A 13,854-nucleotide genomic window follows, 5' to 3' on the forward strand; every position below is an offset into this window, starting at 1 on the left:
CCGCCGTGACCGCGCCGCCGATCTCGGCGATGCGCGCCAATTCGGCCCGGGTCTGCGCCTTGAGCTCCGCGACGCGGGCCTCGATCACCGTCGAGCCGTCGAAGATGTCGTCGTATTCCAGGAGGTCCGTCTCGAAGGCGAGGATCTGCTGCATGCGCATGGACCATTGCTGGTCCCAAGGGCGGGGCAGGCCCAGCGCCTCGTTCCAGGCGGGCAGCTGCACGGCCCGCGCCCGGGCGCGCTTGGAGAGCGTCACCGCCAGCATCTCGATCAGGATGCGGTGGACATTGTTTTCGGGCTGCTGTTCCGTCAGTCCGAGGCTGTTGACCTGCACGCCGTACCGAAAGATCCGCTTCTTGGCGTCCGTGATGCCGTAGCGCTCCTGGGCGATCTCGTCCCAGAGCTCGGCGAACGCCCGCATCTTGCAGATCTCGGTGACGAACCGCATGCCGGCGTTCACGAAGAACGAGATCCGGCTGAACACGTCGGCGAAGCTGGCCTCGTCGAAATCGGGGTCGTCCCGCACCGTGTCGAGCACCGCGATCGCGATGGCGAGCGCGTAGGACAGCTCCTGCACCGGCGTCGCCCCCGCCTCCTGCAGGTGGTAGGAGCAGACGTTCATCGGGTTCCACTTCGGCACGTTCCGGGTCGTGAACAGGATCACGTCCTTGGTGAGCCGCAGCGAGGGCGCGGGCGGGAACACGTAGGTGCCGCGCGAGAGGTACTCCTTGATGATGTCGTTCTGGGTCGTGCCCTGCAGGGCGGCGAGCGGCGCGCCCTGCTCCTCGGCCACCGCGAGGTAGAGCGACAGCAGCCACGGCGCCGTGGCGTTGATCGTCATCGAGGTGTTCATCTGGGCGAGCGGGATCTGGTCGAACAGCGCCCGCATATCGCCCAGATGCGCGATCGAGACGCCGACCTTGCCGACCTCGCCGCGCGACAGCTCGTGGTCCGGGTCGTAGCCGGTCTGGGTCGGCAGATCGAAGGCGACCGAGAGGCCGGTCTGCCCCTTGGCGAGGTTGCCCCGGTAGAGTTCGTTCGAGGCCGCCGCCGTGGAATGGCCCGCATAGGTGCGGATGATCCAGGGCTTGTCGCGCTTGGTCTCCGCCGGCTTGGTCTCGGCGACAGCTGCCTGCCCGCTCATTCTCGTCCGCTCCCGATCTTGGTCGCGCGGGCAAAACCCCGCCCGCGGGCGGGGGCCGACGCATCTTTGGGCCGTAACCTAGAGCGGATTCCGCCGGGACGGAATCGACTTTCCTTGCCCGGTCCCGCGCGTTTTCTTCAACATTGGTCCTATGCGCCCGCTCCGCCCGGGTGCGGCGGATGATCGTCGGTTGGTATAAGGTCTACCAAGATTTCGGTGCCGCGCGGGCCGTCGGATCGCGGGTGGCGGCGTCCGAATAGCGGCGGACAGCGGAATAATTCTGCAGTGCACCGCAAATTGGATTTGATTCCGCCCGGCCCGCGCAGGGGGCGGGCCCCGAAAATCGGTTCTATCCTGCCGTGTTGGCCTTTCGGCCCACTTGGAGGCTTACCGCATCGCAGCTATAGCGCAGGAGAGCGAGAGCGCGGCCCTTTGCGAGAGGAACCGCGCCGGACCGACGAGGAGAACGACCATGGCAGCCAGCGCGGCGGTGCAGACGGGGACCGAGGTCAAGGACCTCTACGAGATGGGCGAGATCCCGCCGCTCGGGCACGTGCCGGCCAAGATGTACGCCTGGGCGATCCGGCGCGAGCGCCACGGGCCGCCGGAGCAGTCCCACCAGCTCGAGGTCCTGCCGGTCTGGGAGATCGGCGACGACGAGGTGCTGGTCTACGTCATGGCGGCCGGCATCAACTACAACGGCGTCTGGGCGGGGCTCGGCGAGCCGATCTCGCCCTTCGACGTGCACAAGGGCGCGTACCACATCGCGGGCTCGGACGCGTCGGGCATCGTCTGGAAGGTCGGCGCCAAGGTGAAGCGCTGGAAGGTCGGCGACGAGGTCATCATCCACTGCAACCAGGACGACGGCGACGACGAGGAGTGCAACGGCGGCGACCCGATGTTCTCGCCGACCCAGCGCATCTGGGGCTACGAGACCGGCGACGGCTCCTTCGCGCAGTTCTGCCGGGTGCAGTCGCGCCAGCTCATGGTGCGCCCGAAGCACCTCACCTGGGAGGAGGCGGCCTGCTACACGCTGACGCTCGCCACCGCCTACCGCATGCTGTTCGGCCACGCGCCCCACACCGTGCGCCCGGGCCAGAACGTGCTGATCTGGGGCGCGTCGGGCGGCCTCGGCGTGTTCGGCGTGCAGCTCTGCGCGGCGTCCGGCGCCAACGCCATCGCGGTCATCTCGGACGAGTCGAAGCGCGACTACGTGATGAGCCTGGGCGCCAAGGGCGTCATCAACCGCAAGGACTTCGATTGCTGGGGCCAGCTGCCGAAGGTCAACAGCCCCGAGCACCATGCCTGGACCAAGGAAGCCCGCAAGTTTGGCAAGGCGATCTGGGACATCACGGGCAAGCAGGACGTCGACATCGTGTTCGAGCATCCCGGCGAGGCGACCTTCCCGGTCTCGGCGCTGGTGGTGAAGCGCGGCGGCATGGTGGTGTTCTGCGCGGGCACCACGGGCTTCAACATCACCTTCGACGCCCGCTACGTCTGGATGCGGCAGAAGCGCATCCAGGGCTCGCACTTCGCCCACCTGAAGCAGGCATCCGCCGCCAACCAGTTCGTGCTCGACCGCCGCATCGACCCCTGCATGAGCGAGGTCTTCCCCTGGGACAAGATCCCTCAGGCCCACACCAAGATGTGGAAGAACCAGCACCCGCCGGGCAACATGGCCTGCCTCGTCAATTCGCCGCGCGCCGGCTTGCGCACGGTCGAGGACGTGATCGAGGCGGGGCCGCTGCGCCGCTGAGAGCAGGCTGCCGAACCTGACGACGAAGGCCCTCGTCCCGCCCGGGACGGGGGCCTTTCCGCGTCATGGGCCCCTCAGCGGCAGGACCGGCCGTGCGCTTCGCCCCCTTGCCTTCGCCCGGCCGGAGCGCGACAAGAGCGCGCATCCTGCGAGGAACCTGAGCTTGGCTGGCGACGACGACGCTTACGTGTACGACGAGGCGACCGGCGAGTGGCGCCCGCCCAGCGCGGTAGCGCAGGCCCCCGCGCGCCCGGAGGTTCGCGACGCCTCCGGCAACCTGCTCGCCGACGGGGACGCCGTCACGCTGATCAAGGACCTCAAGGTCAAGGGCGCCGGCCAGACCCTGAAGCAGGGCACGGTGATCCGCGCGATCCGCCTGACCGACGACCCCGCGGAGATCGACTGCCGCCACGAGACGATCAAGGGCCTCGTCCTGCGCACCGAGTTCGTGCGCAAGCGCTGAGTGCGTCAGCGCCGCCGCGGCTCCTCCTGCGGCAGGTGGCGCCCGTAGGTCTCCTGCTTGCTCTCGCGCTCCTTGATCAGGTCGGCGTAGGCCTGCCGCATCTCCGGCGACACCGCCACAGACTTGCCCTTCAGCGGCTTGCGCTTGGGCGCCCGCTTGAAGGTGTTGTCGCTCTCGCTCATGCCTGCCCCCTCCGCTCGGAGCCGGCAGGATAGCGCCATCCCGCGACGCGGGCGAGACGGTCCTCAGGCGCGCGGCACCGGCTCGATGCCGCCGCGGTCGAGCTTGGCCAGGGCCGCCGTCACGCTCTCGCCGCCGATGACGAGGTCGGGGGCGATCTCGGCGAGCGGCACCAGCACGAAGGCGCGCTCGCGGACGAAGCGGTGCGGCAGGATCAGGCGCTCGTCCGCCACCGTCGCCCCTTCGTAGGAGAGCACGTCGATGTCGATCACCCGCGGGCCCCAGCGGCGCTCGCGCACCCGGCCGAGCGCGCGCTCGACGTCGAGGCAGGCGTCGAGGAGCGCGTGCGGGTCGAGGTCGGTCTCGACTCCGAGCGCCCCGTTGAGGAACCAGTCCTGGTCGGTGTCGCCCCAGGGGGGCGTGCGGTAATCGGCCGAGCGCGCGGTGACGCGGATGCCGGGGCGTGCGTCGAGGCCCGCCACAGCGGCGTCGAGCATCGCGGCCTTGTCGCCGATATTGCTGCCGATCCCCAGATAGGCCTGCGTCACGGGCGCGTCTCCCGCTGGCGGGTGATCGAGACGCCGACGCTGTCGAGGATCGCCGGCACCGGCGCGCTCGGCTTGTCGACCGCCACCGTGATCGCCCGGATCCGCGGGAAGCCCGCCAGGATCTCGGCGGCGACCGTCTCGGCGAGTGCCTCGATCAGAGCGAAGCGCCGCTCGGTCGCGACCGCGACGACGATCGCCGTGAGGTCGGCGTAGCTCACGGTCTCGGCGACGTCGTCGCTCCGGCCCGCCGCGGCGAGGTCGAGTTCAACGTCCAGCGAGATGTAGAAGCGCTGGCCGAGCCGCGCCTCCTCGGGCAGCACCCCGTGGCGGCCGTAGACGGCGATCCGGCTCACCCGGATATGATCGCTCACGCGCGCGTCTCCGGCCGCATCACCGCGTCGACCACGCGCATCGCGTCGACGTGGGCGGCGACGTCGTGCACCCGGACGATGTCGGCCCCGAGGGTCGCTGCCAGCGCGTGGGCCGCGAGCGAGCCGTGCAGCCGGTCGGCGGGCCGGGTCTCGCGGTCGTGCAGGCGCCCGAGCAGGGATTTGCGCGAGACGCCGACCAGCAGCGGGAAGCCCAGCGCCCGGATCTCGGGCAGCCGGCGCAGGGATTCGAGGTGCTGCTCCCAGCTCTTGCCGAAGCCGATGCCGGGGTCGAGCACGATGTCGGCCTCCAGGATGCCGGCGGCCCGCGCGATGCCGAGCGAGCGCTCGAAGAAGCGCAGCATGTCGGCGACGATGTCGATCGCCGGGTCGATCGTCTCGCGGTTGTGCATCACGATCACGGGCGCGCCGTGCTCGGCCGCGACCCGGGCGATGTCGGGCTCGCGCTGCAGGCCCCAGACGTCGTTGACGATCGTGGCGCCCGCCTCCAGCGCGGCCTTGGCGGTCGAGGCCTTGTAGGTGTCGATCGAGATCGGCACGCTGAGCCCCGGCGCCAGCGCCCGGATCACCGGCAGGACGCGGGCCTGCTCCTCCGCGGCGGGCACCGGCGTGTGGCCAGGCCTCGTCGACTCGCCGCCGATGTCGAGGATCGCGGCGCCCTCCCCGACCAGCCTCTCGGCCTGCCCGCGGGCCGCCGCCTCGCCCTGGAACAGGCCGCCGTCCGAGAAGGAATCCGGGGTGACGTTGAGGATGCCCATCACCAGCGTGCGCCGCCCGAGGCCGGGCAGCAGGCGGGCGAGGGCGGATTGCGTCTGGCTCACGCGGGCAGGTCCTGGCTCGAGTCCCGGCTGACGGGAGCCCGGGTTTGTCAGAGGCTCCGCCCGCGCGCAACAGGATCGGTTCAGCGGTTCATGGTGCGGAAGCGGCAGACCCTGCCGGTATCCGTAAAGCCCGCCGGGCAGCGGCCGACGCAGGCGCCGGCCGCGTATTTCAGCGGCGGCCGGCAATAGCTCTGCTTGAAACGGGTGTCGCCCCGGTCGCGCGGCGCGGCCTCGGCTATTGCGAGGGGAAGGACGGCGAGCGCGAGGGCGAGCAGGCGGCGGGACATCGGGGGCTCCGGACCGGATCGTCCGTCAACGCCGGTGCCCGGGTTTCGCTGCGGGATCGGCCGGATGTCCGTCGATGCCGGTAGGCGCCCGGGACCGCCTGTGACATGGTGCCGGCCGATGCCGATACCGGGCATGCGTGAGGTCGCCGCGATGGCCATCGGTCCCGTCACCCTGTCCGGGCGGCATGTCGAACTCGTCCCGCTGTCGCCCGCGCACGCCGACGCCCTCGCCGAGGCGGTGCGGGACGGCGAGGTCTGGCGGCTCTGGTACACGGCCGTGCCCGCGCCGGAGCGGATGGCGGCCGAGATCGACCGTCGCCTCGGCCTGCAGGCGGCGGGCTCCATGCTCCCCTTCACGGTGCTGGACGGCCCCGGGGGCCGGCCGGTCGGCATGACCACCTACATGAACATCGAGCCCGCCGGGCCGCGCCTGGAGATCGGCTCGACGTGGTACGCCGCCCGCGTCCAGCGCACGCCGCTCAACACCGAGGCCAAGCGCCTGCTGCTGGCGCACGCCTTCGACGGCCTCGGCTGCCTCGCCGTCGAGTTCCGCACGCATGTGATGAACCACGCGAGCCGGCGCGCCATCGAGCGCCTGGGGGCCCGGCTCGACGGCATCCTGCGCCATCACCAGCGCCTGGCGGACGGCTCGTTGCGCGACACCTGCGTCTACAGCGTCACGGCGCCCGAATGGCCCACGGTGCGCGCCCACCTGACGTGGCAGTTGGAGAGGCCGCGCTGAGCCGGCCACGGGGCGAAGGCCCGCGGCCGAGAAGGCCTCAGCCCCGGTAGCAGCGGATCTCCGCCTCGGCCTGGGCCCGGCGCAGGTCCGCCACCTTGTCGTCGAAGACCTTGGTGGAGCGGAACTCGTTCGAGCGCTGGCCGATGCCCTGGCGCATCGACAGGATCGTGCTCGCCTGCACGTACTTGTCGTAGGGCAGGATCGCGGCGAGCTGGTCGAGCGAGCACGCGCATTTCTGCATGTTCTCGCGGGTCTGGCCGTTGGCCGCCATGCAGGCAAAGACGTAGTCGACGCGCGCGTCGGTCGGATAGTCGTTCTCCTCGGCGCGCGCCGCGAGGGTGAGCCCCGCCAGCGCCAGCACCGCGAGGGCCGCGCCCTCAACCCGCCTTCTGATCATAGCTCAGCTTCTCTTCCAGCAGCTCGCCGCCCTCGGGCGTCTTCGACTGCGCCTCGATCGAGACGATCTCGCCGGGAACGCTCGGGGCCGTGACGAAGGTGTAGGTCATGTTGGCCATGCCGCGCATGCGCTCGGTCATCGCATCGCCCTCGAAGGGCTTGGTCTCGACGCGCCAGGCATCGACCTCGCGCCCGCCCACCGTGACCTTGGTGGCCGTCACCGTGGCCCGGTCGCGCAGGCCCTTGCGGATGGCGTTCTTCAGGTAGCGCGGGTTGGCCTCCAGCACCTTGGCGAGGCCGCGCAGGTGGTTCTCGAGGAACAGCGAGATCACCGGATTGCCCGGCATGTCCTCGAACGGGCCGGCGGGAACGCGGTTCATGCCGGAGAACATCTCGACGCGGATGTTGCGGGCGGCGGCGTCCTTCTGATCGTTGGCCGCCTCGACCCGGAAGGTGATCGTGTCGTTGAGCGGCGGCCCGAACGGCCCCTTGCTGATCCCGGAGCGGCGCAGGTAATCGTAGGTGAGGGTCGAGCCCGGGCCCACGTTCTTCATCTGCGGCTGCTCGAAGAGCAGGTCGGCGGCACTGGGCGGCGCGGCCGCGTTCACCTGTGTGGGCGCCGGAGCGTCCTCGGCAGAAGCCGGGGCCGCGGCGAGCGCGAGAGCCAGGACCGAAATCGCGAGACGCGTCACAGCGGGGCTTCCTCCTTGAGCGGTGAGCGGACGTTGCTGCCGATCGTCCGGTAGACGTAGTCGGGCGGGTTCTCGGCGGCCTCCTCGACCGCGAGCGCCCGCACCTTGGCGTGGAGCGGCGAGAGCGAGCAGGCCGGGTCGGTGGCCGCCGCGTCGCCGGCCAGCGCCAGCGCCTGGCAGCGGCAGCCGCCCCAATCCTTCTCGCGCCGGTCGCAGGAGCGGCAGGGCTCCTGCATCCAGTCGGTGCCCCGGTAGGCCGTGAAGGCCGGGGAATCCGCCCAGATCTCGGCGAGCGAATGGTCGGTGACGTACCAGAACTCCAGGTTCGGGATCGTCTCGGCGGCGTGGCAGGGCAGCACCTTGCCCTGGGGCGTCACGTTCATCAGCTTGCGGCCCCAGCCGCCCGCGCAGGCCTTCGGGTACTTCGCGTAGTAGTCCGGCACCACGAGGTCGATGACGAGCTGGCCCTTCAGGCGTTCCCGCGCCGCCTCGACGATGCGGATCGACTGGTCCACCTGGGCCTTGTTCGGCATCAGCGCCGCTCGGTTGACGTAGGCCCAGCCGTAATACTGGGTGTGGGCCACCTCCAGCCGCTTGGCGCCCATCTTCACGGCGAGGTCGATGAAGCCCTCGACCTCGTGGATGTTGCCGCGGTGGATCACCGAGTTCAGCGTCAGCGGCAGGCCGAGCGCGACCACCTTCTCGGCAAACACCATCTTCTGCGGCTGGGCGTTCTTCAGGCCGCCGATCTTCTCGGCGTTTGCCGCGTCCACACCCTGCACCGAGAGCTGCACGTGGTCGAGGCCGACGTCGTAGAGGGCCTGGAGCTTGTCCAGCGCGCCCCCGACGCCCGAGGTGATCAGGTTCGAGTACAGCCCGAGCTTGGCGCAGGTCTGCGTGATCTCGACGATGTCCTGCCGCGCGGTCGGCTCGCCGCCCGAGAGGTGGACGTGCAGCACGCCGAGCGCCGCAGCCTCGGTCAGCACCCGCTGCCAGGTCTGCGTGTCGAGCTCGCGCGAGCGCCGGTCGAGTTCCAGCGGGTTCGAGCAGTAGGGGCAGCGCAGGGGGCAGCGGTGCGTCAGTTCCGCCAGCAGCCCGACGGGGGCCGGGGCGGCCGTCCGCTGCGGCGTGACGGCGTTCATCGTTCCAGGACTCGCTTCTCGGCCAGGTCGTTCAGCATGACGAGGATGTCGGTCTCGATGACCTTCGCGTCGGCCGCGTAGGTCTCGGCCAGCTGCTCGGCGATCCGCGTGACGCTGCGCTGGCCGTCGACCAGCGAAAGCACCGCCACCGCGTTGTCGTCGAGGTCGAAGGTGCGCTCGGGGGCGAGCAGCACGTGCTTGTCGCGGGCCTGATCGAAGCGCATTCGCACGCCGCGGGGCAGGCGCGGCACGTCGCCCGCGACGAGCTTCACCGCGCCGCCGGGCGCCCGCACGGGTGCCGTTTCCTGCACCAGCCCCTCACCCGGTTGCCACGCGTCCGGCGGGATCATGCCGGGGGCGACGTAGGCGAAGTACAGGGCGTCGAGCTGCGTCCAGAGCACGGTGCACTTGAAGGTCAGCGCGCCCATCGCGGCGCGCTGCGATTCCGGCGTGGTGGCGTGGCGCTTGACGTAGTCGAGGGCGAAGTCGGCGTCGCGCGGGGCCTGGGTCAGGCGCTTGTCGAAATAGGCCAGCGTCTCCTTCGTGATGAAGTCGTAGTTCTTCAGCATCCCGGCGACGCGCTCCGAGATGATGGTCGGCGAGAACATCTCGGTCAGCGAGGAGGCGATGGCCTCCAAGAGGCTGCGCTCCGAGACGAAGTGCACGTAGGCATCGACCGAGAAGCGGGTCGCCGAGAGGATGCCCTTCGTGGAGAGCACGTAGTCGCGCGCGAAGCCGACGCCCTCGGCGAGCTTCAGCCAGCGCTCGATGCCGCCGTCGCCCTCGTGGTCGCCGTCGTGATCGACGATGCGCTGGCGCCAGATCCGGCGGAGGCTCGCGTCCGGCAGGCGGGCGAGCAGCGCGGCGTCCTTCACCGGGATCATCGCCTGGTAGTAGTAGCGGTTGAGCGCCCAGGCCCGGACCTGATCCTTGCTCAACTTGCCATCGTGCAGCAGCCGGTGGAACGGGTGCAGGTTGTGGTAGCGCCGCGCGCCGATGTCGCGGAGCGCCGCCTCCAGCTCCTCGGGGCTGAGGAGCCGCTGGGTCTCGTCTGCGCCGGGATTGGGGAAGGCAGCGTTCATGGCGTTTCCGGACGTCCTCTCGCGCGGTGCATTATTGTTCTGTCGCCGGTGCCTGAACACCACCGGCGCGTCGGATCAGAGATAGGACCGCCCCGACCCGAATGCCACCCGGTAGCGGGGATTCCGAAGGGGCGAGCCCCTTTCGGCGCCCAAGGGCGCTGCAGGCGGAGTCTGGGGCGGAGCCCCGGGATTGGCCTCGCCGATCCGGCAAGGCCGGTGAGGCCAAACGCAGGGCTCTGCCCTGCACCCGCGAAAGGCCTGAGGCCTTTCGAAACCCTGACCTTGGGCCGCTCGCCTTCAGAGGCTGAGGGTCAGCCCATCATGCGCGACGGTCCAGCCCGCCGCCTCGACCGCGGCGCGCTCGGGCGAATCCTCGACCAGCACCGGATTGGTGTTGTTGATGTGCACGAAGACGCGGCGGCCGAGCGCCACCTCGGCGAGCGCCTCCACCGAGCCGCCCTCCCCCCGCATCGGCACGTGGCCCATGCGCCAGCCGGTCTTGGTGCCGACGCCCGCGCGGATCATGTCGTCGTCGTGCAGCACGGTGCCGTCGAACAGCAGCGCGTCGACGCCGGCGATCCGCTCCTTGAGCTTGTCCGTGACCCGGGCGCAGCCCGGGATGTAGGCGAGCCTGCGGCCGTTCGCCTCGATCATCGCGCCGACCGTGGTCTCGGTCTCGGCGCCGATCTCCATGGTCTCGTCCTCCAGCCAGAGCGGCACCTTGCCGGGGACCGGGAACAGGGTGACGGTGAGGCCCGGCAGCGGCGCGAAGGTGCGCTCCATCGCGATGGGTTCGCGCGCGACGACGCCCTCGGCCATCACGTCGAAGACGCGGTTGGCGTTGACCGAATCGAGGATGCCGGCTGTGCCGTAGAGGGTGAAGGTTTGGCCCTCGCGCAGCGTCAGCAGGCCGGCGACGTGATCGACGTCGCCGTTGGTGAGGAGCACGGCCTTGATCGGCGAGTGGCGTAGGCCCGCCTGCGGGTGCATCGCCGGGTTGTCGAAGAGCTGCTGCCGGATGTCCGGCGAGGCGTTCACCAGGAGCCAGTCCGTTCCGTTCGGGGAGACGGCGATGCTCGACTGGGTGCGCGGGCGGACGCGGTGCGGCTCGGTCCGCGCCAGCGTGCAGATGGGGCAGCGGCAGTTCCACTGGGGCAGGCCGCCGCCGGCGGCCGAACCGAGGATCACGACGCGCATGGGCTCGCCCTCGCTGCCTGCAATCCCCGGCCCGGCGCTCACACCTCAGTTGAAGGTGTCGATCTCGGCGGACTCGTACGAGGTGACTTCCATGCCGACGCAGATCTCGGAAACGACGGGAGCAGCCCACTTCATGGTGTTTCTCCTGAGACTTCGCTTCACCACGCCAGGGCAACCTTAAGGGAACCCTAAGACATTGATGGCGCACCTGTTTTCGGGCGCCGGGCAGGTATCGGCCAATCCGGCGCCCGCTTCAAGCACTAAATTGCCGGATCATCCCAAATTTTTCGTGATTGCCTCGTGCGCGATATAAAAGCGCGCTTGATATTGTGGGCGCCCTTGCTGCGACAGGGCGCGCCCTTTTCCCGGACGCCCGGAGCGTCAGCGGAGGGTGATCCGGGACCCAGAGGGAGAAGTGCCGCGCAGCGGCGCGATCTCGGGCGCCGTCGCGGGGGACGGGCGCTTCGCGTCTCCTTGTGCTGGGTCCCGGGTCGCATTCCGCTGGCGCTTCATGCGCGCAGGCCCGAAGGGCCCGGAAAGGGCGCGCGCGGCCTCGCGGAATGACGGAGGGGAAGCGGCGCCGTCGTGCGGCCTTCCCCACCCTCAGTGCCGGAACTCCTGACCCTTCACTTCCAGCATGAAGCCGCGCCCGCGCACGGTGGTGAGCACCGGGCCGCCGTGTCGGACGAAGTCGGACATCTTCGAGCGCAGGTAGCCGATATAGACGTCGACCACGTTGAGCGAGAGCCCGCCCTGGCTCGCCCAGAGCTTCTCGAAGATGTCGGCCCGCGAGACCGGGCGGTTGGTGCTCTCCATCAGCATGGCGAGGAGTTCCGCCTCGCGCGGGGTTAGCCGCACGGCGGCCTCGCCGCAGGAGGCCTGCCGGGTCTCGAGGTCCAGCACCAGCTTGCCGGCGCTCACCGTCTGGCGCGGCGCCTCGGCGTTCCGCCGCCGCATCAGATGGGTGCGCAGCCGCGCCACCAACTCGTCGAACACGAAGGGCTTCACGATGTAGTCGTCGGCGCCGAGCGCCAGCCCCTCGACCCGGTCGCGCACCTCGTCGCGGGCGGAGAGGAACAGGATCGGCCCCGGATAGCCGCCCGCCCGCAGGGAGCGGCAGACGTCGTGCCCCGAGCCGTCCGGCAGGGTGATGTCGAGCACGACCGCGCCCGGGGTCTCGGCGCGCGCGGCGGAGAGCGCGTCGTCCACGCAGGCCGCGGTGCCGACCTCGAACCCCTCCGCCTCCAGCCCGCGGGCGAGCATGCCACGGATATCGATGTCGTCCTCGACGATCAGGACCCGGGTCATGCGGCGTCATCCTTCTGCTCGTGAGACTGGGCGTGGGCCCGGGCGGGGTCGAGGGCCGGCAGTTCGAGCCGCACCTGCGCGCCGCGCCCGTCCGGGCCGGGGCCGAGGCGGATCGTGCCCGCGTGCTGCTCCACCACCCAGCGGGCGAGCGCCAGCCCGATGCCGAAGCCGCCCTCCCCCGGCCGCGCGCCCCGGCGGAAGCGCTCGAAGAGGGCCTCCTGCGCGGCGCCGAAGCCCGGTCCGTCATCCGTGACGGTGACGATGGCGGCGGGCGCCCCCGCCGCCTCACCGGCCTCCAGCGCGACGGTGACGCGGGAGAGCCCCGTCCCGTGCCGGAGGGCGTTGTCGATCAGGCTCTCCACCACCTGCCGCAGCCACTCGCGGTCGGCGGAGATCTCGACGTCCTCCCGGCCCGGCTCGAAGATCAGCGCGACGCGGCGGCGCGCGGCCTCGGAGGCGGCGTTGTCGATCGCCTCGGCCAGCACGGAAGCCGCGCCGAGCGCCCGCCGGTCGAGCTCGATCTCGCCCGATTCCGAGCGGGCGACGCGCAGGAGGTCCTCAACCCGCAGCTTCAGCCGCTGCGCCCGCTTGCGGATTGTGGCGAAGGCCGGCCCGTGATCGACCGGGCGCTCGCCCGCTCTCGCCGCCGTGCGGGCGGCGAGGTCGCACTCGCCGAGGATCACGGTGAGCGGCGTGCGCAGCTCGTGGCTGACGTCGGCGAAGAAGCGGCGGCGCGAGCGGTCGACCGCCTCGAGCCGGGCGTTGGCCGCCCGCAGGTCGGCGGTGCGGGCCTGGATCGTCTCCTCCAGCGCCGCCCGGTCGGCCGCGACCCGGGCCTCGCGGCGGCCGAGCCGCGCGGCCATGCGGTTGAAGCTCGCGACCAGCAGGCCGAGCTCGTCCCGGACCGCGACCGAGAGCCGGATGTCGAGCTCGCCCCGCCCGACCGCGATCGCCGCCCGCCGCACCGCCTCGATCCGCGCGAGCGTCGGCCGGATCAGGCTGCGGTAGAGCACGAGCAGGATGGCCAGCGCCGCCCCGACCGCCAGGGCCGCTGCCAGCCGCAGCCGGTCGGCCAGCGCTCGGGCCTCCTCGGAGCCCAGCACCATGCTGCGCCGCTCCGCCTCGATCAGGAAGGAGAGCGGCTGCCCGGTCATCGCCCCGAAGCCGTTGAGCGCCCCCTTGATGGCGTTCTGGCGCTGCTCCGGCTCGGCTGCGCGGCGGGTGATCTGCTGGACCTGCCGGTCGAGGATCGCCCGGGCGGCGCGCAGCTGCGCCATCGGCCGGGTGCGGGCGGCGTAGGCCATCCGGTCCTTCGGGTCGTCGCTGACCTGGATGCTCCGGGCCAGGGCCTCGTCGACGGACGCGAGCGCCTTGTCGGCGTTGGCGCGGGCGATCGCCATCGCCTCCGGCTGCGCGTCGGGGCTGCCCACCGTCTCGACCGCCGCGAGGCCGAACTGGGTCAGCCGGCCGGAGAGTTCGGCCAGCAGTTCCAGCCGCGCCTGCGCCGCGAGCGTGCGGTCGATCGTGCGCTCGGCGGCCGCGATCGAGGCGAGGACGCCGAGGGCGGCCAGCACGACCAGCAGGGCTGTCGCGCCGAGCAGCAGCGCGAAACGGACCTTGAGCGAGCGCATCGTCCCCTTTCGGGCCGCCTCGCGGGCGGCTCACGCGGAGCATGGCATCCGGGGCGGTGCGGGCCAAGGGGGGGGC

At 71.0% G+C, this 13,854-nt stretch carries 17 protein-coding genes; 3 read left to right on the plus strand and 14 right to left on the minus strand.

Annotated features, from left to right (window positions below):
* Window positions 1-1,144: methylmalonyl-CoA mutase family protein (locus AX737_RS08970; RefSeq protein WP_245293418.1), on the minus strand; the 1,144-nt coding region annotated here is incomplete at its 3' end.
* Between the two features lie 472 nt (window positions 1,145-1,616).
* Between AX737_RS08970 and ccrA the strand changes: the two genes are divergently transcribed.
* The gene (ccrA, locus tag AX737_RS08975) at window positions 1,617-2,900 is read left to right on the plus strand and encodes a crotonyl-CoA carboxylase/reductase (protein ID WP_066920704.1); all 1,284 of its coding nucleotides are present in this window, start codon (window positions 1,617-1,619) and stop codon (window positions 2,898-2,900) included.
* A gap of 163 nt (window positions 2,901-3,063) precedes the next feature.
* Complete coding sequence (locus AX737_RS08980) at window positions 3,064-3,363, plus strand: alkylphosphonate utilization protein (RefSeq protein ID WP_066920706.1); 300 nt, start codon at window positions 3,064-3,066, stop codon at window positions 3,361-3,363.
* Window positions 3,364-3,368: 5 nt separating this feature from the next.
* On the opposite strand, the gene AX737_RS34245 is transcribed toward AX737_RS08980, so the two are convergent.
* The 5 genes from AX737_RS34245 to AX737_RS09000 form a co-directional block, all read right to left on the minus strand.
* Complete coding sequence (locus tag AX737_RS34245) at window positions 3,369-3,545, minus strand: hypothetical protein (protein WP_197430513.1); 177 nt, start codon at window positions 3,543-3,545, stop codon at window positions 3,369-3,371.
* Window positions 3,546-3,608: 63 nt separating this feature from the next.
* The gene (gene folK / locus AX737_RS08985) at window positions 3,609-4,091 is read right to left on the minus strand and encodes a 2-amino-4-hydroxy-6-hydroxymethyldihydropteridine diphosphokinase (RefSeq protein WP_066920708.1); all 483 of its coding nucleotides are present in this window, start codon (window positions 4,089-4,091) and stop codon (window positions 3,609-3,611) included.
* A complete protein-coding gene (folB, locus tag AX737_RS08990; RefSeq protein ID WP_066920710.1) occupies window positions 4,088-4,462 on the minus strand; it encodes a dihydroneopterin aldolase in 375 nt (124 codons plus the stop codon). The genes folK and folB overlap by 4 nt, the downstream gene beginning before the upstream one ends.
* On the minus strand, window positions 4,459-5,238 hold the full coding sequence (gene folP / locus AX737_RS08995) for a dihydropteroate synthase (protein ID WP_082772958.1): 780 nt from the start codon (window positions 5,236-5,238) through the stop codon (window positions 4,459-4,461). The genes folB and folP overlap by 4 nt, the downstream gene beginning before the upstream one ends.
* Window positions 5,239-5,381: 143 nt before the next feature.
* Window positions 5,382-5,588: a hypothetical protein gene (locus AX737_RS09000; protein WP_066920714.1), complete on the minus strand. Its 207-nt coding sequence runs from the start codon at window positions 5,586-5,588 to the stop codon at window positions 5,382-5,384.
* A 151-nt stretch (window positions 5,589-5,739) separates the two neighbouring features.
* Between AX737_RS09000 and AX737_RS09005 the strand changes: the two genes are divergently transcribed.
* Window positions 5,740-6,330, plus strand: a complete 591-nt coding sequence (locus tag AX737_RS09005; protein WP_066920730.1) for a GNAT family protein — start codon at window positions 5,740-5,742, stop codon at window positions 6,328-6,330.
* 37 nt (window positions 6,331-6,367) lie between these two features.
* Here the strand turns inward: AX737_RS09005 and AX737_RS09010 are convergent, their stop codons facing one another.
* The 8 genes from AX737_RS09010 to AX737_RS09045 all read right to left on the minus strand — a co-directional run bounded on the left by AX737_RS09010 (window position 6,368) and on the right by AX737_RS09045 (window position 13,778).
* Window positions 6,368-6,727 (minus strand): hypothetical protein, encoded by a 360-nt coding sequence (locus AX737_RS09010; protein WP_066920716.1) that lies wholly within the window; start codon window positions 6,725-6,727, stop codon window positions 6,368-6,370.
* The gene (locus AX737_RS09015; protein ID WP_066920718.1) at window positions 6,708-7,418 is read right to left on the minus strand and encodes a hypothetical protein; all 711 of its coding nucleotides are present in this window, start codon (window positions 7,416-7,418) and stop codon (window positions 6,708-6,710) included. Before AX737_RS09015 ends, AX737_RS09010 begins: the two co-directional genes overlap by 20 nt.
* The gene (gene pqqE, locus AX737_RS09020; RefSeq protein ID WP_066920720.1) at window positions 7,415-8,560 is read right to left on the minus strand and encodes a pyrroloquinoline quinone biosynthesis protein PqqE; all 1,146 of its coding nucleotides are present in this window, start codon (window positions 8,558-8,560) and stop codon (window positions 7,415-7,417) included. Before pqqE ends, AX737_RS09015 begins: the two co-directional genes overlap by 4 nt.
* On the minus strand, window positions 8,557-9,642 hold the full coding sequence (gene pqqC, locus AX737_RS09025; RefSeq protein ID WP_066920722.1) for a pyrroloquinoline-quinone synthase PqqC: 1,086 nt from the start codon (window positions 9,640-9,642) through the stop codon (window positions 8,557-8,559). The genes pqqE and pqqC overlap by 4 nt, the downstream gene beginning before the upstream one ends.
* A 297-nt stretch (window positions 9,643-9,939) precedes the next feature.
* Window positions 9,940-10,839 carry a pyrroloquinoline quinone biosynthesis protein PqqB gene (gene pqqB, locus AX737_RS09030; RefSeq protein WP_066920724.1) on the minus strand — a complete coding sequence of 300 codons (900 nt, stop codon included), beginning with the start codon at window positions 10,837-10,839 and terminating at the stop codon, window positions 9,940-9,942.
* A gap of 45 nt (window positions 10,840-10,884) precedes the next feature.
* On the minus strand, window positions 10,885-10,974 hold the full coding sequence (gene pqqA / locus AX737_RS09035) for a pyrroloquinoline quinone precursor peptide PqqA (protein WP_007564431.1): 90 nt from the start codon (window positions 10,972-10,974) through the stop codon (window positions 10,885-10,887).
* A gap of 468 nt (window positions 10,975-11,442) precedes the next feature.
* Window positions 11,443-12,147, minus strand: a complete 705-nt coding sequence (locus AX737_RS09040) for a response regulator transcription factor (RefSeq protein WP_066920726.1) — start codon at window positions 12,145-12,147, stop codon at window positions 11,443-11,445.
* Window positions 12,144-13,778: a HAMP domain-containing sensor histidine kinase gene (locus AX737_RS09045; RefSeq protein WP_066920728.1), complete on the minus strand. Its 1,635-nt coding sequence runs from the start codon at window positions 13,776-13,778 to the stop codon at window positions 12,144-12,146. Before AX737_RS09045 ends, AX737_RS09040 begins: the two co-directional genes overlap by 4 nt.
* Window positions 13,779-13,854: the final 76 nt, after the last annotated feature.

The sequence above is a fragment of the Methylobacterium sp. CCH5-D2 genome, from assembly GCF_001556475.1.
Lineage (GTDB): Bacteria > Pseudomonadota > Alphaproteobacteria > Rhizobiales > Beijerinckiaceae > Methylobacterium > Methylobacterium hispanicum.

Coding starts and splice junctions, on each gene's coding strand:
- AX737_RS34245 (WP_197430513.1), bottom strand. CDS start 3,545: ATGAGCGAGAGCGACAACACCTTCAAGCGGGCGCCCAAGCGCAAGCCG.
- pqqB (WP_066920724.1), bottom strand. CDS start 10,839: ATGCGCGTCGTGATCCTCGGTTCGGCCGCCGGCGGCGGCCTGCCCCAG.
- AX737_RS09040 (WP_066920726.1), bottom strand. CDS start 12,147: ATGACCCGGGTCCTGATCGTCGAGGACGACATCGATATCCGTGGCATG.
- pqqE (WP_066920720.1), bottom strand. CDS start 8,560: ATGAACGCCGTCACGCCGCAGCGGACGGCCGCCCCGGCCCCCGTCGGG.
- pqqA (WP_007564431.1), bottom strand. CDS start 10,974: ATGAAGTGGGCTGCTCCCGTCGTTTCCGAGATCTGCGTCGGCATGGAA.
- pqqC (WP_066920722.1), bottom strand. CDS start 9,642: ATGAACGCTGCCTTCCCCAATCCCGGCGCAGACGAGACCCAGCGGCTC.
- AX737_RS09005 (WP_066920730.1), top strand. CDS start 5,740: ATGGCCATCGGTCCCGTCACCCTGTCCGGGCGGCATGTCGAACTCGTC.
- folP (WP_082772958.1), bottom strand. CDS start 5,238: ATGGGCATCCTCAACGTCACCCCGGATTCCTTCTCGGACGGCGGCCTG.
- ccrA (WP_066920704.1), top strand. CDS start 1,617: ATGGCAGCCAGCGCGGCGGTGCAGACGGGGACCGAGGTCAAGGACCTC.
- AX737_RS09045 (WP_066920728.1), bottom strand. CDS start 13,778: ATGCGCTCGCTCAAGGTCCGTTTCGCGCTGCTGCTCGGCGCGACAGCC.
- AX737_RS09010 (WP_066920716.1), bottom strand. CDS start 6,727: ATGATCAGAAGGCGGGTTGAGGGCGCGGCCCTCGCGGTGCTGGCGCTG.
- AX737_RS09000 (WP_066920714.1), bottom strand. CDS start 5,588: ATGTCCCGCCGCCTGCTCGCCCTCGCGCTCGCCGTCCTTCCCCTCGCA.